Annotated in this window: 23 protein-coding genes; 8 read left to right on the top strand and 15 right to left on the bottom strand. The window is 57.1% G+C overall.

The window, feature by feature from the left end; genetic code table 11:
- The 8 genes from Q1A32_RS06910 to fliL form a co-directional block, all read right to left on the bottom strand.
- The gene (locus Q1A32_RS06910; RefSeq protein WP_299651256.1) at window positions 1–1,086 is read right to left on the bottom strand and encodes a flagellar biosynthesis protein FlhB; all 1,086 of its coding nucleotides are present in this window, start codon (window positions 1,084–1,086) and stop codon (window positions 1–3) included.
- The gene (locus tag Q1A32_RS06915) at window positions 1,083–1,850 is read right to left on the bottom strand and encodes a flagellar biosynthetic protein FliR (RefSeq protein ID WP_299651259.1); all 768 of its coding nucleotides are present in this window, start codon (window positions 1,848–1,850) and stop codon (window positions 1,083–1,085) included. The genes Q1A32_RS06910 and Q1A32_RS06915 overlap by 4 nt, the downstream gene beginning before the upstream one ends.
- A complete protein-coding gene (flhA, locus tag Q1A32_RS06920) occupies window positions 1,850–3,934 on the bottom strand; it encodes a flagellar biosynthesis protein FlhA (RefSeq protein ID WP_299651262.1) in 2,085 nt (694 codons plus the stop codon). Before flhA ends, Q1A32_RS06915 begins: the two co-directional genes overlap by 1 nt.
- A 324-nt stretch (window positions 3,935–4,258) precedes the next feature.
- A complete protein-coding gene (locus Q1A32_RS06925) occupies window positions 4,259–6,550 on the bottom strand; it encodes a hypothetical protein (protein ID WP_299651264.1) in 2,292 nt (763 codons plus the stop codon).
- The gene (gene motA / locus Q1A32_RS06930) at window positions 6,547–7,416 is read right to left on the bottom strand and encodes a flagellar motor stator protein MotA (protein WP_299607869.1); all 870 of its coding nucleotides are present in this window, start codon (window positions 7,414–7,416) and stop codon (window positions 6,547–6,549) included. Before motA ends, Q1A32_RS06925 begins: the two co-directional genes overlap by 4 nt.
- A gap of 68 nt (window positions 7,417–7,484) precedes the next feature.
- A complete protein-coding gene (locus Q1A32_RS06935) occupies window positions 7,485–8,087 on the bottom strand; it encodes a MotE family protein (RefSeq protein ID WP_299651266.1) in 603 nt (200 codons plus the stop codon).
- Window positions 8,087–8,455 (bottom strand): hypothetical protein, encoded by a 369-nt coding sequence (locus Q1A32_RS06940; RefSeq protein WP_299607864.1) that lies wholly within the window; start codon window positions 8,453–8,455, stop codon window positions 8,087–8,089. Before Q1A32_RS06940 ends, Q1A32_RS06935 begins: the two co-directional genes overlap by 1 nt.
- 10 nt (window positions 8,456–8,465) lie before the next feature.
- Window positions 8,466–8,954 carry a flagellar basal body-associated protein FliL gene (fliL, locus tag Q1A32_RS06945; RefSeq protein WP_299607861.1) on the bottom strand — a complete coding sequence of 163 codons (489 nt, stop codon included), beginning with the start codon at window positions 8,952–8,954 and terminating at the stop codon, window positions 8,466–8,468.
- A gap of 121 nt (window positions 8,955–9,075) precedes the next feature.
- Between fliL and fliF the strand changes: the two genes are divergently transcribed.
- From fliF to fliP, 4 genes are read left to right on the top strand one after another with little or no spacing between them, the layout of a single operon-like run.
- Window positions 9,076–10,695 (top strand): flagellar basal-body MS-ring/collar protein FliF, encoded by a 1,620-nt coding sequence (gene fliF, locus Q1A32_RS06950; protein ID WP_299651269.1) that lies wholly within the window; start codon window positions 9,076–9,078, stop codon window positions 10,693–10,695.
- Window positions 10,695–11,294: a hypothetical protein gene (locus Q1A32_RS06955; RefSeq protein ID WP_299651272.1), complete on the top strand. Its 600-nt coding sequence runs from the start codon at window positions 10,695–10,697 to the stop codon at window positions 11,292–11,294. The genes fliF and Q1A32_RS06955 overlap by 1 nt, the downstream gene beginning before the upstream one ends.
- Entirely contained in the window at window positions 11,287–11,580 is a 294-nt protein-coding gene (locus tag Q1A32_RS06960) for a FliM/FliN family flagellar motor C-terminal domain-containing protein (protein WP_299607852.1), read from the top strand. The genes Q1A32_RS06955 and Q1A32_RS06960 overlap by 8 nt, the downstream gene beginning before the upstream one ends.
- Window positions 11,581–11,617: 37 nt before the next feature.
- The gene (gene fliP / locus Q1A32_RS06965) at window positions 11,618–12,310 is read left to right on the top strand and encodes a flagellar type III secretion system pore protein FliP (RefSeq protein ID WP_299652814.1); all 693 of its coding nucleotides are present in this window, start codon (window positions 11,618–11,620) and stop codon (window positions 12,308–12,310) included.
- Between the two features lie 516 nt (window positions 12,311–12,826).
- On the opposite strand, the gene Q1A32_RS06970 is transcribed toward fliP, so the two are convergent.
- The 5 genes from Q1A32_RS06970 to Q1A32_RS06990 form a co-directional block, all read right to left on the bottom strand.
- The gene (locus Q1A32_RS06970) at window positions 12,827–13,927 is read right to left on the bottom strand and encodes a flagellar basal body P-ring protein FlgI (RefSeq protein ID WP_299607847.1); all 1,101 of its coding nucleotides are present in this window, start codon (window positions 13,925–13,927) and stop codon (window positions 12,827–12,829) included.
- Window positions 13,924–14,931, bottom strand: coding sequence for a flagellin (locus Q1A32_RS06975; protein WP_299651275.1), 1,008 nt, complete (start codon window positions 14,929–14,931; stop codon window positions 13,924–13,926). The genes Q1A32_RS06970 and Q1A32_RS06975 overlap by 4 nt, the downstream gene beginning before the upstream one ends.
- Window positions 14,932–14,933: 2 nt before the next feature.
- Window positions 14,934–16,388, bottom strand: a complete 1,455-nt coding sequence (gene flgK / locus Q1A32_RS06980; RefSeq protein ID WP_299651278.1) for a flagellar hook-associated protein FlgK — start codon at window positions 16,386–16,388, stop codon at window positions 14,934–14,936.
- Window positions 16,389–16,426: 38 nt separating this feature from the next.
- Window positions 16,427–17,728, bottom strand: coding sequence for a flagellar hook protein FlgE (locus tag Q1A32_RS06985; RefSeq protein WP_299607839.1), 1,302 nt, complete (start codon window positions 17,726–17,728; stop codon window positions 16,427–16,429).
- 98 nt (window positions 17,729–17,826) lie between these two features.
- Window positions 17,827–18,666 (bottom strand): flagellar motor protein MotB, encoded by an 840-nt coding sequence (locus Q1A32_RS06990; RefSeq protein ID WP_299651281.1) that lies wholly within the window; start codon window positions 18,664–18,666, stop codon window positions 17,827–17,829.
- A 130-nt stretch (window positions 18,667–18,796) separates the two neighbouring features.
- Between Q1A32_RS06990 and Q1A32_RS06995 the strand changes: the two genes are divergently transcribed.
- Complete coding sequence (locus tag Q1A32_RS06995; protein ID WP_299651284.1) at window positions 18,797–20,011, top strand: MFS transporter; 1,215 nt, start codon at window positions 18,797–18,799, stop codon at window positions 20,009–20,011.
- A gap of 136 nt (window positions 20,012–20,147) precedes the next feature.
- Here Q1A32_RS06995 and Q1A32_RS07000 read toward each other — a convergent pair whose 3' ends face one another.
- Together Q1A32_RS07000 and Q1A32_RS07005 are read right to left on the bottom strand one after the other, a co-directional pair.
- Window positions 20,148–21,071 carry a rhodanese-related sulfurtransferase gene (locus tag Q1A32_RS07000; protein WP_299651287.1) on the bottom strand — a complete coding sequence of 308 codons (924 nt, stop codon included), beginning with the start codon at window positions 21,069–21,071 and terminating at the stop codon, window positions 20,148–20,150.
- Between the two features lie 31 nt (window positions 21,072–21,102).
- Entirely contained in the window at window positions 21,103–21,528 is a 426-nt protein-coding gene (locus Q1A32_RS07005; RefSeq protein ID WP_299651290.1) for a hypothetical protein, read from the bottom strand.
- A gap of 121 nt (window positions 21,529–21,649) precedes the next feature.
- Between Q1A32_RS07005 and pncA the strand changes: the two genes are divergently transcribed.
- The 3 genes from pncA to Q1A32_RS07020 all read left to right on the top strand — a co-directional run bounded on the left by pncA (window position 21,650) and on the right by Q1A32_RS07020 (window position 25,950).
- The gene (gene pncA / locus Q1A32_RS07010; protein ID WP_299651293.1) at window positions 21,650–22,246 is read left to right on the top strand and encodes a bifunctional nicotinamidase/pyrazinamidase; all 597 of its coding nucleotides are present in this window, start codon (window positions 21,650–21,652) and stop codon (window positions 22,244–22,246) included.
- 71 nt (window positions 22,247–22,317) lie between these two features.
- The gene (pncB, locus tag Q1A32_RS07015) at window positions 22,318–23,610 is read left to right on the top strand and encodes a nicotinate phosphoribosyltransferase (RefSeq protein ID WP_299651296.1); all 1,293 of its coding nucleotides are present in this window, start codon (window positions 22,318–22,320) and stop codon (window positions 23,608–23,610) included.
- Window positions 23,611–24,564: 954 nt separating this feature from the next.
- Window positions 24,565–25,950, top strand: a complete 1,386-nt coding sequence (locus Q1A32_RS07020) for a hypothetical protein (RefSeq protein WP_299651298.1) — start codon at window positions 24,565–24,567, stop codon at window positions 25,948–25,950.
- Window positions 25,951–26,322 lie beyond the last annotated feature (372 nt).

Here is a 26,322-nt window from a genome sequence, read left to right on the forward strand (position 1 = left end):
CTATACCCCGCGACGCGCTTGTTCGCGCATCCTGTCGGCAAAGCGAATTGCTGCTGCCACAACGCCATATTGATCAGGATGGATCTCATCACCTATCGCGGTGACAGCATGCAATGTGCGGGCTGTCGGTGGATCGCTGTGGATGGGAACCGCGCTTTCATGCGCAATTTCACGGATGCGCAGGGCAATCTCATCTACACCTTTTGCCACGCATACCGGTGCACTTCCGTCGGCGCGAGACCATTTCAATACAACAGCGTAGTGCGTCGGATTGACAATCACGACGTCCGCGGTCGGCACGTCGGCCATCATCTGTTGTGTCGCGATGGCTTGCGCGCGTGCGCGCCGCTCCTGCTTCAGATGCGGGTCACCTTCGGAGTTCTTGGTTTCATCCATGATCTCCTTTCGCGACATTCGGTTTTTTCTAATGTGTTCCTGATGCTGCCAAACCGCGTCGATCCCGCCCAGGACCGTCGAGATCAAGACCACGACAAACAGAAATGCGACACACATCTCTGCCAGAAGCATCACAACGAGGCCGGGCGAGGCGTGCATGACACCAACCATTTCCGGCAGTCGTCTTACCAAAAAGAACGCGAGAAACCCTGAATACAGCAACAGCTTGACGAAGCTTTTGCCGAACTCGAAAAACCCGCCACGCCCGAATTTTTGTTTTGCGTTCTGGATCAGGGATATTCGGGACAGCTTGGGCTGCAATTTGGACGGGGCCACAACAAACGCTTTTTGAGCGAGGATTGCCGCCAGGACGGCGATGGCCGGGATGATGAAAAGCGGTGCAAGCGCGGCGGACGTGTTCCAGAGGATCGCGCCCATCACCGCAGAAGGGCTGCCGTTGAACAAGGTGTCCGACAAGCTTGCGGACTGGTCCAAAAGAACCTGCATCTGGCCACCAAACGACGTCAGGCTTTGCGCCCCGACGGCCACCAGCGTCAGCGTCAGCCCGGCATATGCAGCAGCTGTTTGAAGATCGACTGACTTTGCGACCTCCCCCTTTTTCCGCGCCTCTTCAAGCTTTTGAGGTGTCGGATCGAATGACTTGTCGCTGTCGTCGTCCTGGCCGCTCATCTTTGCGCCTCGAACGGTGAGGCCATGAATTGATCAAGTGCGGCGAGCCAGACGGAAAGCATGATCGGGGCCGCCAAAAATAACAAAAACAGCCCACCAAGGGTAATGACGGGCGCCCCCACAAAAGCGACCATCAATTGCGGCATGGCTTTGTTGATGACCCCAAGCGCTAGATTGTACAAAACCGACATCAACACAAACGGGGCGGCCAACAAGAAGGCAAGTTCGAACGCATGCGCCACCTGCGTGAGCCCCCAATCGGCGACATCGCTACCCGTCGAAAACAACCCCATCGGCAGCAACACGTATGAATGAATGAGAAGGTGCGCGGCTTTGATGTGCAGGCCCGCCATCACGGCCAACGCGATGGCGCCAACAGACAAAACGTAGCCCATCGCTGGCAATGGTTCGATCGCGGCACCGCCCAGAATTTGAGACAGAGACGTTGACTGTGCCGCTATGGCCCCCGCCGTTTGCAACGCCAAAGTAAAGAGGCGCACACCAAGTCCGATCAAAACGCCAGCCACGGTTTCTGTCGCAACCAACAACACCATGCTGTTGATCGAAAGGTCCGGGGGCTCTTGCGGAAGTGCAGGTGCCACAATCAAGGTGAACGCAATCGCGACAACCAATTTGATGCGCATGGGCACGGATTGTTCACCAAAACCGGGCAACAAGGCAACTGCCGCGCCAACGCGCAAAAAAACCACGAAACCAAGCCAAAGCTGTGTTTGTAATAGCGAAATTGCCTCTGCAGCTGCCATTATGCGGCGACCACGCCTACCAACGCTGGCCGTGCATCCACGCCAATTTCTTCGAAGGACAAAACGGGGTTGTTCATTCCCTTTGCGCGCATCAGGGTTTTCAGGAAACGCCGACGACGTGTGTTTGTCACCACAGCCGGGAAGATGCCTTGGTCGCCTGCATCCTGCAGCTTGTCAGACACATTGTCCGCAAGACGATTGAACAGGTCCGGGGGCAGTGCGATGTCCAGGCCTCGATCCGCATCCACCTGATAGCTTGCAAATGTGTCTTCCCATTCGGGCGCAAGTTGCACCAAGGGCAAGGTCCCATCGTCCCGGCGGATACCCGAGATAATCTGGAAGCCGAGACGCTGGCGAACATGTTCACAGATGGCTTCCGGCTGCGCATTTACGGCGCGTGCTTCTGCAACGGCTTCAAGGATAAGCGGCAAGTTGCGGATGGACACCTGCTCATCAAGTAGCAGTCGCAGAACTGCATGCAGAATATCCATCGGCACCTTGTCCGGTATCAATGCATCCAACATCTTTCGGTTGGCTTCGGCGCGTGCCGGATCCGAGACTGTTTTCATCTCCTCGAGCAAACGTCTCAGAGACTTCAAGGTAAGCAGTCGGCTGAAGTTCCGTTTGACGATTTCAAGCAGATGCGTGGCCAAAATCTCCGTAGGTGTGACCAGCGTGACGCCTGACATGGCCGCGACTTCCTGATCCTGCGTTGAAATCCAGCGCGCGGGTGCGCCGTACACGGGTTCTGTTGTGTCTTCGCCATCGGGAAGGCCCTCGGTTGTATCGGGGGCCAGAGCCAGAATGTCAGAAGGCTTGATCGACCCGCGCGCCTGCTCGACCCCTTGTATCCGGAGCACGTAGCCGCCCGTCGGCAGGCTCGGGTTATCCGTCAACCGGATCTCGGGCAGAATGAGGCCAAAGACGGTGGCGACGTGAACCCGCATGTTTGCAATGCGCGCGTCCAGGCCTGTGCCAGGATCAAGGACCATGTTGACGAGATCAGGTGCGAATTCGACGTGGATGTCATCCAGCTCCAAAACATCGCCGAGTGTTTTTTCCGGAAGGGCGTCCGCATGGTCTTCCAAATCGGTCACTGCGACCGCTTCAGCAGCGCCATTTCGTTTGTTGATGAGAAAGGCGGTTACAGCGAGGCCAATGGAACCCGCCAAAAACGGTAGAAGTGGCAGCCCGGGGACCAAGCCGAGCAAGCCCATCAAGACGGCTACGGTCGCAAGCGCTGCCGGATGCTTCCCCAATTGCCCAAAGACGGCCAGATCGGTCGCACCTTTTGCTCCGCCTCTCGCCAGCAACAGGGCAGAGGCGATCGAGATGACGACGGCGGGTATCTGCGAGACTAGGCCGTCTCCGACCGTCAAAATGGCGTAAGTTTCGAATGCGCTGCCGATTGCCATACCGTGGACTGCCACACCCATGACCAATCCGGCGACAAGGTTCAGCAGTGTGATGAGCAAGCCGGCAACAGCATCGCCTTTGACGAATTTGGATGCGCCGTCCAGTGATCCGAAGAATGTAGTTTCGGCTTGCTCAAGCTCGCGCCTGATCTTCGCCTCTTTGTGATCAATCGCGCCGGCCGACATATCACTGTCAATGGCGAGCTGCTTTCCGGGCATTCCATCCAGTGCAAACCGGGCACCCACTTCGGCCATACGTGTGGCACCCTTCGTGATCACCATGAAGTTCACGATCAGAAGCACGCAAAACACAACCAGCCCGAGGAACACGCTACCGCCCATAATGAACTGAGCGAACCCTTCTATGACCTCTCCGGCCGCGTGCGTACCGGTGTGTCCTTGCCCAATGATAAGCTTAGTTGACGAAACGTTCAGCGATAATCGCAACATCAAGGATGCGAGCAGGATTGTTGGAAAGGCCGAAAAGTCCAGTGGACGTTCAATGAAAAGCGTTATTGTAAAGATGAGTATCGCAAGAGCGAAAGATGCCGCGAGACCGATGTCCAGAACCCATGCGGGCATAGGAAGAATCATCATTACAATGATTGCCATTAGGGCAACCGCCAGCAAGACCGTGGGGCTGAAAATGGCGGACGTTGAGAATTTCATGATCTAGCTGATCCCACCAGAATACGTGGATACAGGCCAAATTCGAACGGCTCTCGTGATTTCGAGAAATTCGAAATAGAAAACTTTCGATAACTTAGTAATCTACAGCTCCGCACGCGGTTTTTCGCACCGTGTACACCAGTCAACTGACGGAATGACAACGCAGCTTCGTACCAAGCCAAAACGCAGGTGTTCTGGTGGTCGCCGCAATTCGGCTGAGAGTCGTTTTTTGTCACGGCGGGCCCTCATCACTTCTGTGATGATTCCAACCTAGACCTTGTGCAGTTTATATTTGGTAACCAAGATCTCCTTGGATACTCAATCTCAGTATTCTCCAAGAAAATCGTTCACTTGCAACAACTGCTCGATCGCATCTCGTGCTTGTCCACTTTCCTCAAGAGCGTCCTGCGTCCGCCCCAACATTCCATCAACGTCCGTCGACAAATCCAAATTAGCAGATGCTACGTCAACAGCGGCACCCAACACAGGCTCGTTGGTTTCGAGTAAACGCCGCCAGTCTTCGGAAAGCCACGCAGTTTGCCGCTGACCGTCGTCATCGCCCAACGTCCCGTAAAGCTCGTGGGCTACTTCGTAATCTCCGGACATCTCGCGTGCACGAGCTCGCAACCGATCTGGTTCTTCGCCTTCAAGACGTCCGAGAAAGGCCATCGCTTCGCGTGGCTTTTCAAGACTCAGAGATACAGTCGCGCGCAGAACTCGATGTTCCTTTGTCGCTGGCATGTCGGGCCGGGTCGAGAACAGTTCTTCTGCCTCGGTGTAAAAACCAAGACGTGTCAGCCTTTCTGCCAAATGCATCAAGGCGCGGACCGACATGCGATCCGAGCGCGCTGTCATCGCCGCAAACGCATGTTCCAAAAATGTCGCGTCGTCAGCATTGCGAGCCAGAAGAATGGTTGCGGATGAAAACAGCGTATCCGTAACTTGAACGTCACTGTTTGAATGCCCATCGGTCATGGCACGAAAAGCTGCATCAAACTGGCCTGACTTGGCGAGCGCCAATACATGCGTCCGTTGCAATTCTTCACCAAGTGGGTCATTTCGCATCTCGATCGCGTAGGCTTCGACCAGTGTCGCAATGTCTTCTTCGATGTCTTGCTCCGCCTCAAGATGCGTGTCCACGTATCTTATCAAGGCTTCGGCTGACTGCTGATCATTGGATGCTACAATTCCTTCCAGCCGAGTCCTTGCTGCTTCAACGTCACCCGTGGCAATCTCAATATCTGCCTTCACCAGCTCACCTGCAGATGGCAATGGTTCGCTGGTTCGTTCCAACCCACGCAAGGCCGCTGCCGCTGCATCTTGGTCGCCATAGGCCAATAGCTTTTTGCTCAAATTGGGAGCCAGGAAATGGCGTAGGTGGATCGGCAAACCACTCAACGCCCGGATAGCGGCACTGCTATCGATCGTCGCTGTTGGTTGAAGGTTTTCAATGGACAATATCGCCCACAGCGCAACGTCCGAGTCGCAATCAACAAAATTTGCCAAATAGCTGTCCTGCCCTGAGAACCCAAACTCCATGATGCGAGCAATGTCGACCAACGCTCGGTTCTCCGATGCCAGTTTGTGCGACATGAGCAGGACCTGCTGCGCTTCCGCGCCAAAACCGTAGTGCAGATATGTGCGGGCCAATTCGACAGCAGTCATGGTTTCAAGGGTGTCAAACTCCGAAAACAGCTCTCTGCGCAGTGCTGCAATTGATGCGGCAAAGCCGGCGGGCCCTTCCCAGTTCTGGACCTGAACTTCGGAAGGGTCGATGCAGCGTGCTCCCGACGATGTTGATGTGGCGAGTGTATTCATCGCTGCATCCGAAACGTCTCTGCTTGTAGAGATCCGCAGGTTTCCGTTCAGTGGTTCGTTTGATGGGTCAACCGTTTCTGCCGGAGCAGGGACATCAAAAACCCGCGTGTCGATCTGGGGGCGTTGTAGCCGGTCTGGTATGCTTTCCCATTGGCGGTTGGCACGAAGAATGCCTGTTGTTGCGGCCAGTCCAATGTGTTCTGCCAATTTTTGTTGGGCCTTGTTGAGGCTATCAGATTGATCCTCGTACTGCGGTTCGATGATCTGGGCGGGCAAAGGAGACGGCGTGACATTTCTGGCCAAATCAAGCTCTGGGACCGCCATCGGAGCTGGCCGATCAATTGGATCGCTTATTTCGCCGGGTTGAGAAAACTGCAGCTGTTGATCACCAACGAATTGCAAAGCCGTAGTGGAAATTATCGGCTGGTCATCCTGAAACGGTTGGTCAGTTTCTGCGACATCCACAACAATCATGTTTGGGCCGGATGGGTACACCTGCGCGAGGCAACGGCAGCCAAACTTGACGTCCAAGGTTGTGGCATCAGCCTCCACTGCTTCGACATATGTTTGATCAATTCGATCAAAGACGTTCGAGATGTCGAAGCCATCGGCATGGTTGTCTATCGTGACACGCGCGCCCGACGCACCCTGCTGAACCGTCCAGTTTGTTCCTGAAGGGACATCCAGAACAATGCGGGCGAATGTTGGATGGGCGCCCGAGCGAACATTAATTTCGGCCCCGTACGCCATACCCGTCAGAGCCATCGTCAGGCAAAAGGTCGTAAAGATGCCCCTCATGCTGCGTTCTGTTTGACGGTTTTCAAGGCTTCTTCAAGATCAGAAAACGATGGGCGGCAATGTGACGGTGTGTTCTGTCTTCCGACTTCGATACAGATGTTCGTTGCATGGTTGTGCAGGTTGGCCACAAGCACTTCGCGGATCAATTGGTAGAAATGTCCATCTTCTTCGACGACGGCTTTGACTTTGGCGGCGAATGGTCCAACCAACCCGTAGGCAAGGAACACCCCCAAGAATGTACCAACAAGGGCGCCACCAATCAGTTTACCCAAAATTTCCGGCGGTTGATCGATCGACGCCATTGTTTTGATCACGCCGAGAACCGCGGCGACGATGCCCAAGGCAGGCAGACCATCCGCAACAGTCTGGAGGGCATGGCTCGAATGCATCGCATGATGCATGTTTGCGTCCATTCGCTTTTCCAGAACTTCTTCGACCTGATGTGGGTCGTCATAGTTCATGGATGCTGAACGCAGGGTGTCACAGATCAGTGCGGTTGCTTCCTGATCAGCAATGATCTTTGGATAGCGAGAAAAGATCGATGAGCTTGCCGGATCTTCAATATGTTCTTCAATTGCCACAGGGTTTTGACGCGCCAATCTGATCAATTCGAAAAGCAGGCAAAGCAGTTCTTTGTAATCATCGTGCGCCCATTTGGGACCCTTGAAGACCTTACCAAGGTCTTTAATCGTATGCTTGATTTCTGCCATCGAGTTGCTGATCAGAAAAGCGCCGATTGCGGCGCCAATAATCATCGTCATTTCGAACGGTAGCGATTTCAAGATGATTCCCATCTTGCCGCCGGCTGCCAAATACCCGCCGAACACCATCACGAAAATAGTCACAATGCCGATGATTCCGATCACGTCGCGATTCCCTCAATTCGTTCAGATGGGAAGATTGCAGACAGCGGTTAATAAAGCCTCACATCCCGTCAGTTTTTGGGGGCGCGTGCATTTCGACCTGCCAAAATGGCACTTATTGAATATGCGGATTGCGGCTCAAGGCCCGCCATAATCTTGGCAGCAGCTGCAGGTTCCATACGGCCAAGAAAGCCTGCTGCAAAAGCCGGCTCCATCGCTTCAAAAAGAGCCGATGCGTCCTTGGGCTTCATGTTTTCGTAGACGGTCGTGAGTTTCACCAGGTCGTCTTCAGCCGCAGTTTGCGCAATGGAAAGGGTCTGGCGGAGACGCTGTTCTGCCGATTCGAGCGCCACGAGCCGGCGCTCCACCTCCCGCTGTGCGACATCCAGTGCTTTGGTCCGCGCAGCGAGTTGATCTTCACGCGCGACCACGCGTTCTTCCCGCGCACGTAAGGCGTCAAGAAGCGGCTTGATGTCGGGCTCTGATGTGGTCTCGGTCTTGACGTCGGAACGTTCGATTCCGAGGGGCAGGGAAAACCCGGCAGCCAGATCAACATCGGCCAGCGCGGAATTTGCACCGACGGCAAGTCGGAGGAGTGCGGAACTGGCAAGCAAGCCAACGAGGAGCGCAATTGAACCCCGATTGGCAATGGAACGTTTGCGTTTTGTTTTCATTACCTTACTCCAGAGGCGCGGCGCGTGAAAATTGGTTCACTGGGTTCCTGCGAAGGCGGAGGCGACGGCCTTTCAGGTGCCGGTTCCGGAACGTCGTGCAGGGCGGCCATTTGCAATTCCAGACGGCGCGCCATCTCGGTTGCGCGCTGCGTTGTGTCATTCAGCGTCTCTGCGGATTCGGCCGCAGTTCTCTGCGCGGCCTCGAGGGTTTTTGTCAGGTCGTCCACTTGCGCGGACAAGACAGCCACGGCGCCGCCAACCCCTTTTTCAAGATTGTTGAAGCGGCTCAGTCGGCGTCCAAGGACGAAGCAGTAAAAGCCTGCGCCCAAGGCGCCCGCGGCCAGCAAGATATCAGCTACGAGGTCCATTTATTCACCATCAGGTTAGAACGAATTCCATGATGAGCAGGTCATTCACCCGCCCAGGTCCAGTTACGATCTGTACGCGTCTCAGCATTTGAGCCCGCAATCGAGTCAGCGCCGCCGGGCTCTCGATGTCCCGCGTTTCAAGCGCGCGTAGATATCCGTTCAACACGTCGACAACGCGGGGAAGGATCGACTCGACGTCAGATGCATATTCAGCCGGGACCTCCAATTGCGCGCGAAACCGGAGATGGCGCCCTTGCGTACTGGGAGTGAGGGAAATCACCATCGGTTCCACTTCGACAAATGAAACGTCGGGCAAATCGCCGGGTGCCGCGATCTCCATATCCTTGCCACCGCTTGATTCGGGGGCGAGTATCATGCCGGAGAATGTGGCGTAAAAACCGCCACCTGCACCAAGGAGCAGAGCCAATAACCCAAGTATGAGTGGCATTTTCGAGGATTTCGGGACCTCTTCCGGTGTATCGATTGCTGCGTCTGTCATTTGAGTCCTGATCAAAATTGTCGAAATCAGAATTGCCACAGATCAACTAACCGATTGTTAAGGCTGTTCGGTCATTGCTGTCACAACGTCGAGCAGAACGCGCGACACGACGGAGGCAATTGTGCAGCAATTTCTAAATGTCTGGATGGGCCTTGATATCAAGCGCCAGATCACGGTCGTAGTGGCAACAGTGGCAATGTTTCTAGCGATCCTTGCCATGTCTCGGGCCGTTACAGCGCCCACCATGACCCTGCTATACGCGGGTCTGGAAAATGGCGCAGCAGGTGACGTTGTCCGATCGCTTGAGCAAAGCGGTGTCGCATTCGAGGTGCGCGGTGGTTCCATTTTTGTCGATGCAAAGGATCGTGATCAATTGCGCCTGACGCTGGCCAGCGAAGGGCTGCCTGCGAACAGCAATCGTGGATATGAACTGTTGGACAATTTGTCCGGCTTCGGAACGACATCACAGATGTTCGATGCAGCCTATTGGCGTGCAAAAGAGGGCGAACTGGCGCGGACCGTTGTATCCAGCCCGCATGTCGCAATGGCGCGTGTGCATATCGCATCCACGGGATCCAATCCGTTTCAACGCTCTGTGACGCCAACGGCATCTGTATCGATCACCCCGAACGGCGCGGAATTGTCGGCACAGCAGGCGAAAGCGATTCGATTCCTTGTGGCTTCTGCTGTTGCAGGGCTATCTGCCGATGATGTTGCCGTCATCGATGCCAATGGCGCATTGATCGGAGCGGCGGACGACGCGGTGCCGTCCAGCGGGGCGGACGACAAGGCTCAAATGCTGCGCGAGCGTGTGGAAAGACTGCTTGAAGCCCGCGTGGGACCGGGCAACGCCATCGTGGAAGTGAGTGTGGATACGGTCACTGAAACAGAGGAAATCAGAGAGCGGCGGTTTGATCCGCAAGAACGCGTCGTCATCAGCACCGATACCGAGGAACGGTCAAGCACGTCCAGCGAAGCTGGGAACGGCGACGTCACGGTCGCGTCCAATCTGCCCGACGGGGAGGGCGCAGGAGGCGACAGCGCGTCCTCGCAAAACTCTGAAACCAGAGAACGCATCAACTATGAGGTGTCGGAAACCGAGCGGGCCATTGTGAAGGCGGCCGGGGCCATCCGGCGCGTGACGGTCGCGGTTCTTGTCAACGAAGCGATCAGCACGAACGGAGAAGAAGCGCAAACTGCTCAGCGGTCCCCGGAGGAGCTGGATGCGCTCCGAGAATTGGTGGCCTCCGCAGTTGGCTTTGATGAGACTCGCGGTGACGTGATTACCATCAAGGCGATGGAGTTGCAGTCGGTGCTCCCTCAGGGGACAGTCGCCGAAACATCCATTTTTGATCAGTTTCATATCGACGTGATGTCGGCGATCCAAATGGCCATTCTTGCCGTTGTTACGCTGATACTCGGTCTCTTCGTTGTCAGGCCTGTATTGTCACGTGCACCAGGCAACAGTGGCGACCTTGCTGCGCTGCCACCCGCCGGAACCATGGAATTGCCGGGGCTGGCCGCACCCGCAGCGGGCGAAGACGCTTCGTTCCCGGATATCGAGATGAGTGCGGCACCCGACCTTTTGCCTGACTTGCCTGCCATGGACTACGAGGGCGCGGGATCTGGTGAGAACGCATTGTCTGCCGACCCAGTTGATCGCCTCCGCGAAATGATTGGTGAGAGACAGGAGGAGACTGTGGAAATCCTGCGCAGTTGGCTTGAAGAGGAGCGCGCGTAATGGCCGTTTCGCATTTATTCGAAGACTTTGGAAATGCCAAACCTCTCGCGAACACAGCGGCATGTCTACCGGTCGAAGATGTCGAGGATCAAAAGCTCGAAGCCTTCGAGAGCGGGTATCAGGCCGGTTGGGACGATGCTGTCGCCGCTCAGACCGAGACTTCGTCGTTTGTTTCCAGTGGCTTGGCAAGCAGCCTGCAGAACGCATCATTTGAGTATCACGAACTGCGTGCAACGCTTAACACGTCTGTCGAAACGATTCTCGAGCGTGTGACGGATGTCATTCTGCCTCAAATTGCGCAGATGAGCCTTGGCGCCCATGTGCGCGAAAAGGTGCAGGCGCTCGTGCGTGACAGTTTGGACCGGCAAATTGAAATTGTTGTCGCACCAGAAAGCGAAACGGCGGTTCGAACAGCGCTGGATGACGATCCGCCCAAGCCTTTTGTGATCATAGAAGATGACTTGCTTGCACCCAGTCAGGTTGTGCTGCGGTTGGAACGCGGAGAGGTGGAACTGCACCTCGATCGGGCCATCTCGGACATCTCCGAAGCAATCGCATCCTATTTTGAAACTCAACTGAATGAGGTGGAAGATGTCTGATATTCCCTCAACCAAAACGCTCGCGTCTGATACTCACAACCCCTTCACCGCTGTGCCGATTGAAATCACGGTGTCGGTCGGAAAGGCGCGGCCCCTCGTTCGCGATTTGGTGATGTTGGGCTCGAACGCGGTTCTCACTCTGGACAAAAGAGTGGATGACCCTGTCGATCTGTTCGTAGGTGACAAATTGATTGCCCGCGGCACGCTTGAAGAGGCCGAAGACGGGGATGACGGCCAGCTTGTGGTCCGTTTGACAGAGATTCTCGACCTCGGTGCAGGTCTGTAATCAAGTGTCAGTGAGAGCAGTATGCATTTGTATCGCTCTGTTGGTTCCGGCCGCCGCCGGCGCACAGGACATTGCGATTTCGTTGGGGGATGAAACGTCCCTCAGCGCGCGAACGCTCCAACTGATTGCTTTGATCACCGTCCTTAGCCTGGCGCCCGGGCTTGCAATCATGGTGACCTGCTTTCCGTTTCTGGTCACGGTTCTCTCCATCTTGCGGCAGGCAATCGGCTTGCAGCAATCCCCGCCAAACATGTTGATCGTCAGCCTCGCACTGTTCCTGACTTACTTCATAATGGAGCCGGTGTTCACCGAAGCGTGGACAAACGGATTGCAGCCACTTGTGGAAGAGCAAATCGGCCCGGAGGCCGCATTCGTGCGAACGCTCGAGCCGTTTCGCGGCTTCATGGCCGCTCGCCTGGACAGCGATACATTTTCTGCGATGGCGGATCTCAGGCCGGACACGCGCGGCGCAATCCTTGAGCCGGATGCACCACTGTCTGTTCTGATCCCAAGCTTTCTTTTGTCGGAAATCTCTCGAGCTTTCCAAATCGGTTTTCTCATTTTCCTCCCATTCCTCATTATTGATTTGGTCGCTGCTGCGGTCCTGATGAGCATGGGCATGATGATGGTGCCGCCAGCGATCGTTTCGCTGCCATTCAAGTTGGCTTTCTTCGTCATTGCCGATGGATGGAGCTTGATAGCTGGCAGCTTGGTACGCAGTTACTTCTGAAGCACGTTTAGACGACCGATACAGCAAGTGTAGCCGCTGATCGGGGATCTTTGGTTCAACGATCGCACCCAGTTACAATTTGTAGGCAGTTCTTCTGGCTTCCGAACACAGGTTCGATGCAATGGCTCCGTTTGTGACACCGAATTGTCCGGTGCATGGAGACACTGTCCCGCACGTGGAGTTAAGGGCTACGCTAACTGTCTGCTTCGGCACTGTGAGTCAGCGCATTTCTGTGCCATCGCTCAGAGCAGACACTTGAAGCCCCACAAACTGTTCAGAAGGATTTCACGCCGGTATTCCAATGAACAAACGATTGGACTGCCCACTTGAGGGCTGCCAGTTCACTTGCCGCCGTAGAATTCCTAACCGGAAGGCGCGCCGCATACCTTGAGCGGCGGGCAAGGTTCCATGATTGCGGAATACAGACCGGCCAGAAACAAAGTGGAGTATCCGAATTTGCGCTCTCTCTGGAATTACAGACGCCGATGAAGGAGGAGCGTTCATACTTACTTCGGATCATCGTACAACGAATTCAGCGTGGAGCGCGCCCGCAGCCTTGATGCTCTTCAGAATGTCAATCATGTCGCGCGGATCCACTCCGAGTGCATTGAGGCCGGCAATGACTTCGGACAGTGATGCGCCTTCCGGCACTTCCGCCAAACCCGGTCCATCCTCTTCTTGCAGATCCACTGTGGTCCGCGGCACAACAACGGTCTGACCGTCTGCAAAGGGGTTGGGTTGCACGGCAAGTGGTTGTTCCTGAATGCGCAACGTAAGGTTTCCTTGCGAAACGGCCACACGAGAGATGCGGACGTCATCCCCCATGACAATGGTGCCGGACCGTTGATCGACCACCACCCGCGCTTTTCGTTCCGGCTCGACCGCGATGTTTTCAATCCGGCCAAGCGCATGCGCCACGGAGCGCGCACGTGTTTGAGGGATGTTCAACGATACGGTGCCCGAGTCCAGCATGGTCGCAACCGAGCGTCCAAATACCGAATTGATCGCATCTTCGATCCGAGCAGCCGTTGTGAAATCGGGATCCCGTAACGCCAGCCGCATATCGGTCAAACTGCTGAGCTCGAAGTCAATTTCGCGCTCGATGCGCGCGCCCGACGGGATGATGCCTGATGTCGGAACCCCCTGGGTCACACGCGCGCCATCGCCTTCAGCCACCGCACCGCCTGCGATAATTGTACCTTGTGCGACGGCGTAGATCTCGCCGTCAGCTGCGTTCATCGGTGTCATGACCAACGTGCCACCCAGAAGACTTTTCGCGTCTCCTATTGCGGAAACGGTGATGTCGATCTGGCTGCCACTGCGGGCGAATGGGGGCAGCGTCGATGTGACGATGACGGCTGCCACGTTTTTCGGGCGAAATTGTTCCCCCGTCACGTTCACGCCCAACCGCTCAAGGATGTTCGTCATGATGTCTTCGGTGAATGGGGCATTGCGCAAGCCGTCACCCGTGCCATCCAGTCCGACAACCAGTCCATACCCCACAAGATCATTGCCGCGAACGCCGTCAAAATCGACCAGATCCTTGATGCGGATCGGGCTGGCTGACGCGATGGTGCCGCAAACGAGCGCCAGAATGCAGATCAAATACCGCATCATCGTATGAAATTCACAAGTGAAAGACCGGACATTCTCGAGGTGATGGTATATAGGCTTTGAAGCTGGAATTGGACTGCCTCCAATTGTGTTGCGGTGTCATATGGGTCGGCTTGAAGCAGAGCACCCTTGGCGAATTGCAGCGAGGTGTCCCGGGCAGCATTCTGGGTTGCGATGGTATCGATCCGTGCTTCGGCTGCACCAAGCGCGCCTCGTGTTGCGATCAAATCATCTTTCGCTGAGAACAAGTCGCGGCCCGCAATGGAAAGCAGTTCCTGTTGCTCGACACCATCAAGGCCAAGACTGTCGTCTGCGGCAATTGCTGCCATAGCCGCACCTTTGATCAAATCGCGAAAAACCGCGTCATTGGCCTTTAGATCAACGGCAACCTGTTCATCTTCCGACACCTGGAACGGCGCGATTGACGCGTCCGACCCCACATATGCGGATGCGCTGAAGCCGGCTGGATCATCGAACCACTGATCGACGGCGGTGCTGATGTCTGATGGTGTTGTATTTCCGGCGATTGCAGCCCGCAAATCAGCGAGGATCGTATCCGCGCTGTTGAGGGCAGCCCTGTCAGTTGCGGCACCCGCAAACAGTGACCGCCCGGCGCTTGATGTGTTGAGCGCAGAAACGATGGCCGTCATTTCACTTTCGGCATCAGCCGACATCTGGTCCAGAACCGGGCCGACCGTGTTCGATGCGATTGTCAGCAGGGCTGAGCTCAAGTTGGTCGCGCTTGCGTCAATTCTGCTCAAGGCCGTTTGAGCAGACGACGCGTATTGTGCGGCTTCGGTTCCGGCGACCTTGTAGCCGGACAGCGTGCGCAAATCGCCCTCGATATCCGACAGATAGCTGACGTTTCCGGCCAAAACCGACTTCACATCGCTCACCTGCCCGGTGGTAAGTTCTTCGTTAAGGCGCGTCATGTCCGCCTTCAACGCCGCACCCCGTCGTTGCAACAGGAACGTTTGCGCCAGATCGCCCAGTCCAAAGCTGCTCATGCTCAAATCCTCAGAAGTGTGTCGAACATCTCGTCGACGGTTGAAAGCACGCGGGCATTGGCCGCATAGGCTTGTTCAAGAACCATAAGCGCCTGTATCTCGGCGTCCGTGTCGACACCGTCTGCAAGCGCAAGTTGCGTAAGCTCGTTCAATTGGGCGGATGCAAAAGACAGTTGCCGGTCTTCCCGCAGCCGATCCGATCCAATCTGCGATGACAGGCTGGCCACGATGCCTTCGACACTCAGGGAGGATGGGCCAAAATCACCGGACGCTTGTGGCCGCGTCGTACTCAGGACATCGGTCAATGCAATCAACAGGGATGCATCGCCAGCATCGCCGGGTGCTGCCGCGCCAAGACCGTCGCGGATGCGCCAGCTTTCACCGCCTTGGTCAATGTCGACAAGCGCATTAAGCGACAAGCGGTTTGCCAGCCCGGTTTCGCTGGCGGTGTCCAGCGGATCGCCTGAATCCGTGAACAACCCCGGGTCCCCGACGCCAAGTGTCGGATCGACAGAGCTGTCTTCGAAGCGTTCGACCAGATCGCGTGCCAATGCATCGACTTGGGATTGTGCGTTCGGCGCGATTTCGTCCCGGATCTGAAATTGAGCGATCAGCGTGCCGCCTCTGAGACGTCCGTTGGTTGAGGATGTGTTTATGGACACACCGTTGATCGTCAGGCCGGACAAAGTGCCGTCTTCAATCGACTCGTAGGGCGTTACCGTGTTGGCAGGCTCAAACCCGAGTTCGGCGGCGCGCCCTTCAAGCAGAACCGTCCCACCGGTCGAATACAAGGCGACGGCGCCATGATCGCGCGCAACCAGCCGTACCGGTACCATCTCGCTGATTTCGTCAATCAGCAGTTGACGTTGATCTTCGAGAGCGGACGCATTCACGCGGCTTGAATTGGTTGAAACGATCTGTGCGTTCAGCGTTTCGACCCCTTTGAGCGCATCGTTCAGGCGCGTGACCTGTGCATCAATGCTGCGGTCCGCTTGTGATCGCGTATCCTGAATACCCTGGGCCACCGCGTTGATCGATTGCGCCAGATCCTTGGCCCCGAACGCCACGGCCGTTAACCGTTCGGTGGCGTCTGGACGGCTGCTTGCAGTGATCAGGCTTTGTTCGAAATCGGCAACGCGCGCTGCCAAGGACCCGATCTGGTCCGGCGTGCCGATCAGGTCTTCGATGCGGGTCAATGCGGTTGTCGTATCGTTTCGATACCCGGTCTCCGCCGCGGCGAGGCGGCGATCATTGATGATCTGCTGATCCACATGCCGCACGACCCCGTTGACGCGCACGCCAATCGCGGGGCCCGTGCTGTCAGACGAAATCGACAACGTGCGACGCGCATATCCTGGCGTGTTTGCATTGGCGATATTGCCCGACACGATCTCTGATCCGCGGCTCACGGCCCGGATACCCGACATTGCCGAGGATAGTGCGCTGGTCAGAGACATGATACGGACCCCATTCGTTGTTCAGTTAGAGCTTGCCGTTACCGTTTGATGTTCGTGGTTTCCTGCAACATCTCGTCCACGGTTTGGATCACCTTGGCATTCGATGAATAGGCGCGTTGTGTCTGGATCATCGCGGTCAGTTCGCCTGCAACATCGACGGCAGATTCTTCACGCGCGTAAGACACGATATCACCGGTGGGGCCGTCTCCGGCATTCCACAGAAAGAAGCTCCCGCTTTCGGGTGACGGCAGATAGGTCTGCTGATCAAGTGCGACCATACCGTTCGGGTTCGGAAGGTCGACCAGCGGTATCTGATAGACGGTCTGGCTGATGCCGGTGTCGAAAAATGCAGTCACGAACCCGTTAGCATCCACCTCGACATTGGTCATGTTTCCGACCGGAGAGCCATCTTTGGAAATGGATACGGGCGCGAAGTTGTCCGAAAGCTGGGTCAGGCCGTCGCTGTTCCCTAGCTGACCGATATTGATTTCAAGCGGCCCGCCCTCAGCGTTGATCACGATACTGCCCGTGGCCGGGTCATACGCCCCGCCCGTGGTAGTGACGACAGACGCCAATGTGCCACCTGCGGCCCGGCTGTCATCGAACGTCAGAACGTATTCACCGATCACTGCTCCATCAAGCGCGGAGTCGGTCATTTGCACCGTCCACTCGTTCGACGCACCGGTTGCAGGCACGGTCGGTGTGAAGCTGATGTTGATGTTCTCGGACGTGCCCAGATTGTCGAAGTATTCGACCGACAGGTATTGCACATCGCCAGTTGAATCGGCGTCGGTGTCTGTGGCGGGCAAGTTCAAGCCCAGCGAAATTTGCGTCGTGGGTTCGCCCGAGAATTGGTTGACGTTGATCTGAACCGGCTCCAACCCATCTGCAGTGTCCCTCGGGAAGGTGGGTACGGTCCCATCGGGAAGCGCGGGCCAGCCCATCAACACGAGGCCGGAATCGGAGCGCAACACACCCTGCGCATCTGTTCTGAAAGAGCCGGTCGTCGTCAGATACATCTGGCTGCTGCCGTTGCCGGCATTCACTTCGCTGCTTTGCGCGACGGGCAGCATACCCCGGCCGCGCACGGCAAGATCGGTGGCGTTCGAGGTGGACACGAGCGAGCCGCGCTGATCGATCAACCGCTCCGTCGATGCGCGTACGCCGCCCGCCGAATATGTTCCGCCATTCGAAGAGATGACCAGTGACTGAAAATCCGTCTGGACCCGCTTGTAGCCATAGGTGGAGGAGTTCGCGATATTGTCCGAGATGGACGCAAGCCGCGTTGCATTTGCCTGAAGCCCTGCAACACCTGCATTGAGCGAGGAAGAAATCGTCATGGACACGCCTTTCTGCTGTATCAACCGTATTGGGCCAACAGATAGGGACGTTGCCTTAACGCCGGGCTAACAGATAAAATCCAACGTATTCGCGTGCACTACTTGCGCAAAAAGATGACTTCGATCCGGTTGTTGCGGACGGCCATGGGGTTCTTGGCAACCGTCTCGCGGTCGGCATGCCCCGTCACCCGTTGAATACGCTGCGGCACGACACCCGTTTGCTCAAGAAGGCTGCGCGTCGCATCCGCCCGTGCCGCGGACATCTGCCAGGTCGACTGTTCCGCAACCACGATGGGTTGTGACGGGACATGGCCCTCAACAGCGATGTCGTTTTCGACGGTTTTCGAGGCTTCTGTAATCAGCTGGACCAGATTGCGCAGCAATGGCGTGGGCGTGTCGGTGCCATCTTCGAACAGCCGGACGCCATCAAGCTCGAACAGCTCGATCACCAGCCCTTCGTCGGTCAGACGGGTCACAATATGCTGGAGATCATTGTCCAGCACCTTGGTTTCGCCGCCCTTGCCAATCAACTGCGCCTCGACGCTCTCAAAGACCTCATCCTGTTCCGCAGTCAGGTCGCCCGCGTCTTGCGAACCCAACTCACCCCGGGCCTGTTTGGATTCGGTTGGGCGCTTCGAACTGGCCCCGGTGCCGTTCTGCGGCAACGTCACTTCAGAAAACACACTGTCCCCGCCAAAGCTGCCATCACCACCCCCGGACACCCGGTTGATCGGGATCGTGGGCGAGAAATAATCGGCAATGCCCTTGCGCTGTTTTTCGGTCGTTGCGTTCAACAGCCACATCAACATGAAGAAGGCCATCATCGCAGTCACGAAGTCCGCATAGGCCACTTTCCAGGCGCCACCATGGTGTCCACCACCGCTGATAACCTTCTTCTTCTTGATGATGATTGGCCGCGCATTGGCTTGCACGCTCATGTCCACACCTCACATTTCACCCAAGGCCATCGGTAGCATGCCGCGCGTTACGGCTGGCTTAACACATAGAATTGTCAGCAACTTGCGACGCTGCGCTTGCGCAGGCGGGCGCGCGGTGCGCAGATACGGCATGATCTCATCCGCACATGACAGCCGTTACTCCTGGATGCGTCTTGGCCTGACGCTGCTGATCGCCATGGTCGCAAATGTCGGCATGTGGGCGATCATTGTGATCATGCCCGCGGTCGAGGCCGAGTTCGGGGTCAGCCGCGCGGCAGCCAGCATGCCTTACACGTTGACCATGGTGGGCTTTGCGGTCGGCAATTTCGTGGTCGGACGGGCCGTGGACAAGTGGGGCGTCACGCCGGTTCTGGTTGTCTGCGCCGTGGGGATTGCAGCGGGATACGGGCTGGCGATGCTCAGCGGGTCGATCTGGGCGCTTTCTCTTGCGCAGCTTTTGGTCGGGTTGGGCACCTCGGTGGGCTTTGGGCCGCTGATTGCCGATATCTCGCACTGGTTCCTGAAGCGGCGGGGCATCGCTGTGGCGATTGCGGCCAGCGGCAATTACCTCTCCGGTGCCATCTGGCCGATCTTGCTGGCCGATATTCTCGAAACGCAGGGATGGCGGATGGCCTATGCCGTGCTGGCCATCGTGACCTTGAGTGTCGTGATCCCGCTGGCGTTTACCCTGCGCCGCCAAGTGCCCGAGGCGGCACACCAGATGGCAGAGACGATGTCGTCCGGCAACGCGGCCTCCGTGGGGCTGCCGCCGCGGGCATTGGCATGGCTTTTAGGCATGGCGGGCATCGGCTGCTGCGTGGCGATGTCGATGCCACAGGTGCATATTGTCAGTTACTGCGTCGACCTTGGATATGGCCCCGCCGTCGGGGCCGAGATGTTGGCGCTGATGTTGCTGGGCGGCGTCGGGTCGCGGCTGGTGTCCGGCCTGCTGGCGGACCGGCTTGGCGGGGTGCGGACGTTGCTGCTTGGATCGGTGCTGCAATGCATCGCACTGGTGCTGTACCTGCCATCCGACGCGCTTGTATCGCTTTACGTGGTCAGCCTGATCTTCGGGCTCAGCCAGGGCGGGATCGTGCCCAGCTATGCCATCATCGTGCGGGAATACATGCCCGCACGCGAAGCGGGCGCGCGCGTCGGCTTTGTGATGATGGCAACGATCTTGGGCATGGCGCTGGGCGGGTGGATGTCGGGCTGGGTCTATGACGTGACGGGCAGCTACCAGATGGCGTTCTGGAACGGGATCGCGTGGAACGGGCTGAACATTGCCATCATGGTCTGGCTGCTGATGCGGGGCCGCCCGCGACGGGTGCTTCAACCCGCCTGACGGCACCAACGGCGCTACGCCCATGCTCAGGACGCCTCGGCTCAGGGCGCGTTCTCTACGAAAGGCCTGTAAAAACTTCGAATGATCAAACAGCGCCAATCGTAAGGCGGACGTGTCGTCCGCCCCGGCCCCTGCCTCAGCCCTTGTCAGGCACCATCGGGCCGCTCAGGTGATCCTCACCCCGGGCGCGGGCCAGTTCGATCTGCTTCTGACGCTCGCGAAAGCGGGCCTTGTCGTCAGCGCTTGTCTCATCCACGCAGTGGTGGCAACTGACACCGGCCTCATAGTCCGGGCGCTCCATGTCCTTGGGCAGGATCGGACGGCGGCAGGCGTGACACAGCTGATGCGGGCCGACCTTGAGGTCATGGCCAACGCTCACGCGCCCATCAAAGACAAAGCATTCGCCCTGCCACGTGCTGTCCGTCGCGGGCACTTCTTCGAGGTATTTCAGAATGCCGCCCTTGAGGTGGAACACATCCTCGACACCCTGACCCAGCAGGTAGTTCGTGGACTTCTCGCACCGGATGCCGCCCGTGCAGAACATCGCCACCTTCTTGTTGTGAAAGCGGTGCTTGTTTTCTTCCCACCACGCCGGAAACTCGCCAAAGCTGCGGGTGGTGGGGTCGATGGCACCGTCGAATGTGCCGATGGCAACTTCGTAGTCATTGCGGGTGTCGATGACGGCCACATCCTCGCGCCCGATCAACGCGTTCCAGTCGGCGGGGTCCACGTAGTGACCGACGCGCGCGGCCGGGTCCACATCGGGCTGGCCCATGGTCACGATCTCGCGCTTGAGGCGCACTTTCATCTTGCCGAAAGGGGCGGTGTCGCTGGTGCTTTCCTTCCATTCGAGGTCAGCACATCCGGGCAGGGCGCGAATATGGGCCAACACGGCGTCAATGCCCGCACGCGGCCCCGCAATGGTGCCATTGATCCCCTCGGGCGCCAGCAGCAGCGTGCCCTTCACGTCTTGCCCGCAGCACAGTGCCGCCAACGGTCCCTTGATGGCAGCGGGGTCCGCGAAACGTGTGAAGTGATAAAGAGCTGCGATGGTGTACATGCGCGCCAAATACGCCCCCCCGCGCCGGGCTTCAACCTCCGCCAGACCTTTGCGAGGCTTTGAAGAACAACCACCCCATGACCATCGACCAAATGGCAAGGCAGACACCGATGGATTCCCCATGGCTCAGCTGCAATCCGTGACGGGCAAGGCCGTAAGGCGCGTTCATGAACCAAAGGGTCAGGGTCAGGATGATGGGCGCTCCGAACAGAACGACAACGGCCCGAAACCAGAACCGGCTGTCCCACAGGATGTCCCGCCACAACAGACGCAGAACCCAAAGGGTGACGACAAGCGCGGCGAACCACACCAGCAGCTGCCACATGAACATGGGCTCGGTCCACGTCATGGCGAGGGCCTCGGCCCGAAACAGCCGTGTCGCGTCCGGGCACGCATAGACGTCAATGATCCACACGCTGTCGCGCAGGGTGCAAAGGGTGATGTCCGGCTGTTCCATATGTCGTCACTGTGTAATCCCGCGCCAAACATCGCACATATCCGCTTGCGCACCAAACGACGCGCCCTTCACCTCTGTCCGTGCAGCGCCTAAACTGCCGCAACCGCATTCGGAGGCTCACATGTCCCACGCACTCATCGTGATCGACGTCCAGAACGACTTTTGCCCACGCGGCGCGTTGGCCGTGCCCGGTGGGGATGAGATTGTCGAGGGCATCAACGCGTTGATGTCCGATTTCAATGCGGTGATCCTGACACAGGACTGGCACCCGGGCGGCCACTCGTCCTTTGCATCGTCGCATGACGGCAAGACCCCGTACGAGGTGATCGAGATGCCATACGGCCCGCAGGTGCTGTGGCCGGATCACTGCATTCAGGGCTCGGACGGGGCGATGTTCCATGCCGACCTGAACACCGACCGCGCCGACATGATCGTGCGGAAAGGCTACCGGCAGGGCATCGACAGCTATTCGGCGTTCTTCGAAAATGACCACAAGACCCCGACAGGGCTCGAAGGATACCTGCGGACCCGTGGGATAACCGACCTGACACTTGTGGGGCTCGCCACGGACTTCTGCGTGAACTTCTCGGCCGTGGACGCGGCAAGGCTCGGGTTCAAGGTCGAGGTGCGCATGGACCTGTGCCGGGCCATCGATCTGGACGGGTCGCTGGCTTCCGCGCAATCGGGGATGGCAGCCGCCGGTGTCACGCTTGTTTGACTGTGGGGCCTGACTTGCCCCGCTACCCCTGATTGGGCACAACGGTCCCAGCCATCCAAGGAAGCCTGCATATGGTCGATATCGCCACCCGTGTCTGGAACCACAAATGGAAGATCGACCCGATTGTGCGGTCGCTCATCGACACGGACTTCTACAAGCTGCTCATGTGCCAGTCGGTGTTTCGGAACAAGCCGGACACGCAGGTCACGTTTTCACTGATCAACCGGTCCAAACACGTGCCGCTGGCCAAGCTGATCGACGAGGGCGAACTGCGCGAACAACTGGACCACATCCGGTCGCTGTCGCTGCGGCGCGGCGAAAGCACATGGATGCGCGGGAATACATTCTACGGCAAACGGCAGATGTTCACGCCCGAATTCATGGACTGGTTCGAAACGCTGCGGCTGCCGGACTACCACCTCGAACGGCGGGACGACCAGTACGAGCTGACCTTCGAAGGGTCATGGCCCGAGGTCATGCTGTGGGAAATCCCCGCTCTGGCAGTGCTGATGGAACTGCGGGGGCGGGCTGTCCTGAACGAGATGGGCAAGTTCGAACTGCAGGTGCTCTATGCGCGGGCAATGACCAAGCTCTGGGAAAAGATCGAAAAGCTGCGGGGGCATGATGGGCTGCGGGTGGCGGATTTCGGCACGCGGCGCAGGCACTCCTTTCTCTGGCAGGACTGGTGCGTGCAGGCCATGGGCGAAGGGCTGGGGACGCAGTTTGCGGGCACGTCCAATTGCCTGATCGCGAAGAACCGCGACCTCGAAGCGATCGGCACCAACGCGCATGAACTGCCCATGGTCTATTCGGCGCTCGCGCAGACGGACGAGGCGCTGGCACAGGCGCCCTATGACGTGCTGAGCGACTGGCACGAGGAACATGACGGCAACCTGCGCATCATCCTGCCCGACACCTATGGGACCGAAGGGTTCCTCGCCCATGCGCCTGATTGGCTGGCGGGCTGGACGGGTATCCGGATCGACAGCGGCGACCCGGCTACAGGGGCCGAGGTCGCGATCAAATGGTGGCAGGACCGGGGCGAAGACCCGCGCGACAAGCTGGTGATCTTCTCCGATGGTCTGGACGCAGACAAGATCATTGAGCTGCACCAGCAGTTCAAAGGGCGGGTAAAAGTGTCATTTGGCTGGGGCACGATGCTGACCAACGATTTCAAAGGGCTGACGCGGGCGGACAAGCTTGCGCCGTTCTCACTGGTCTGCAAAGCGGTGTCGGCCAACGGACGGCCCACGGTGAAACTGTCGGACAACCCGAACAAGGCGATGGGACCACAGGCTGAGATCGACCGCTACAAGCGCGTGTTCGGGGTTGGGGAACAGGTGGAGATGGAGGTTGTGGTCTAGCCACGCCAAGCCCAAGCCTATCGGCAGCCGGGGGGCGGTTTGGCGATGCAAGACGGCCGCGCCTTGGTGTCGTGTGGATGTGGGGTTGGACTGGTGTCAGCCCCAAGGGGACTTCGCTGCACGGAGGCGATCCAGTGGCGTAGCTGAGTCTGAGGTCATCTGCGCATTGCGCTGACCGGACCGGACACAAGCGCGATGCGCGCCGGTCCAACACGGGGCCCGTCCCGGCGGGCTGGTGTTTTGACTGCCGTGCCAAACGGAAATTCTGTGGACCGTACCTTGCTGCCACAAAGTGCTGTCGAACGGAGGATGAGACACGACCCCACGGGCTTTTGCGGGGCAGGCTTAAGGACGACTGCGGGGACAAGAGTTGCCGTTCACCGAAGGGTCTCAGTGATTGTTGTCAGCCCTACGGGACGTTGCTGCACGGAGGCGATCCAGTGGCGTAGCGGGCTCTGAGGTCATCTGTGCAGTGCGCAGACCGGACCGGAATCAAGCCGAAGGCGCCGGTCCAACACAAGCCCGTCCCGGCGGGCTGGTGTTTTGGCTGCCGTGCCGAACGGAAATTCTGTGGATTGTACTTTGCTGCCACAAAGCGCTGTCGAACAGGTGATGAAACACCACCCCACGGGCTTGTGCGAGACCGGCTCAAGGACGGCTGTGGGGACGGAGTTGCCGTTCACCGAAGGGTTTCAGTGACTGTTGCCAGCACGAAGCAGACTTTCAAAACCTGATCCATTCTATCGACGAACATTCAGCAGGTGAAAGACGTGTTTTGTCGTGAACCTTTTCCAAGGCTGTGAGGACTCAACTAGGCATAACCTCCAGCCCGTCGTGGACAAGAGGTTCTCCAACTCCCGTATCAGGCGGGCCAAAGGGCGCGTCTGTCGCCTACTTGTCGGAATCGCGCCCTCAAATGGCTCTCTTGCACAACGTCAAAAAGGGAAAGGCAAAATGACAAACCCCATCATTCTTTACAGAGCCGGTGAATCCGGAAAAAAAATCGGATCATTTGACGCCAGCGGCGGCATCGATGCCATTGTGGCTCACCCTCAAGTGCTGCCACTCTTCCGTTCGCATGTGGCGGGAAACACCAGTGCTGTAAATACACTGGATTTTTTTATTGCTCTAAAGGATCAGAAAGATCCGGTTGAGATCGTTCAAACCTTTATCGAACCAGGCGCAAAGCGTCAGATCAATGTCAGCGGTGCGAACCTTTGGGAGTTCAAGTCACTGTTTAAGAATCCCGACGCAGGTATGGCCGACATGCCGGGATTTGGCCCTCCTGGCGAGGAAGAGCCCTTGGACGGCGAATCGATCCAGGGAGGCGTTGATCTGGATGGTTCCGTTGATGACTTTGCAACCTTGATGGCTGAAGGTGACGCCCAAGACACAACGGAACTGGATCTCAAAGATCCACAACTCTTTCAGGCCATACGTCTGGACGCCGGAAATTTTTTAGTCGCGAATTATGTCTCAATCTTTTACTCGTCAGACAGCCCATTTATGGATTATTGCTACTCAGTGATTGGCAAGCCAGACGCTTTTGCGACCCAATTGGGCCTGAGGGACAAAGCCGATGTGGAGATGTTTGGCATCTTCAGGATCGCTGTCACGATGAAAAACCGCAGAGTCATCAGCGAGGTCGGCCCTGAACTTGCCAAGACACTGCATATCGATCTCAAACAGCTCGTTTTGACAACGAATAGCAAGATCGAACAAAGGACTGCGGAGAAGAGTTCGGAGGCCTCTGATTGGAAAAAGAAGATTTGGGAAAATGGCACCTTCGAGATTGCAGTTAAGCAATTTGTCGAAGCGCAAGTAGCGGGGCAGAAGAAAGGGATGGCTGCTTCCCTGGATACCGCTCACAGTGTTGCATCCATATCAATGAACATGCCTTCACTGACCAAAAAGATGATTCTTGACGAAATCTTGAGCTACGCAAAAAATAGGGCGAAAACAACGGGTGGTGGTCAACAGGACGGCGCGGACGCAGCGCAGGCAAAAAAAGACATCCAGCCACATTTGGACATTTCCTTGGTCACTCAGGTGAAGTGGCAAGAATTCCTCAAGATCTACGGGCTTGAACCGGAAGATGAAAAAGAAGTTCGCAAGCTCGCCCAAATATACGTGAAGCACGGAAAAGACAAGGCAAGGACCCTTTCGCAAAGTTTGTTTAACAAACAGAAGAAGAGAAAGAGCAGATCCTTCAGATTCGCAAATGCGGAGCATGTTGAAGCTGCGTTGGCCAACACGCTAGAACTCAAACAGAACGGCAAAAACCTGAAAAAGCCTGTGAAAGCATCTCAGGCCAAAGGGTTTGATGATGCGGAGGAATGAGGGGTATTTTGTATGCATCGCGGACCCCGATAAGATATTGACCGCGGTAAAGTAGAGTTTGTCGTAAACTACTCGTTGGCTGTCCGATCGGTTTCTCACCTGCGGCGGACTGCTGGTTCGACGCATAGCGCCGCAGCATGACAGCTGCATCATGTAAATCTACTATTGGCGGTACCTATCTGGAAAGCCGCCGATAGTCTGAAACTTTGCAAAGTCCGCTAGCTGCGCTTCTCTGCACTATATCTTGTCGAACCAAACCCCAGAAACGCACCAAACGTGAGAATGCCCCCTAAAAACCTAACAAACGGTAAAACCGTCTCTGTAACCTATTGAAATTAAATGATCCGAAATCTGTCCCAGCGTGGGACACCT

It is taken from the genome of uncultured Tateyamaria sp., from assembly GCF_947503415.1.
Classification (GTDB): Bacteria; Pseudomonadota; Alphaproteobacteria; order Rhodobacterales; family Rhodobacteraceae; genus Tateyamaria.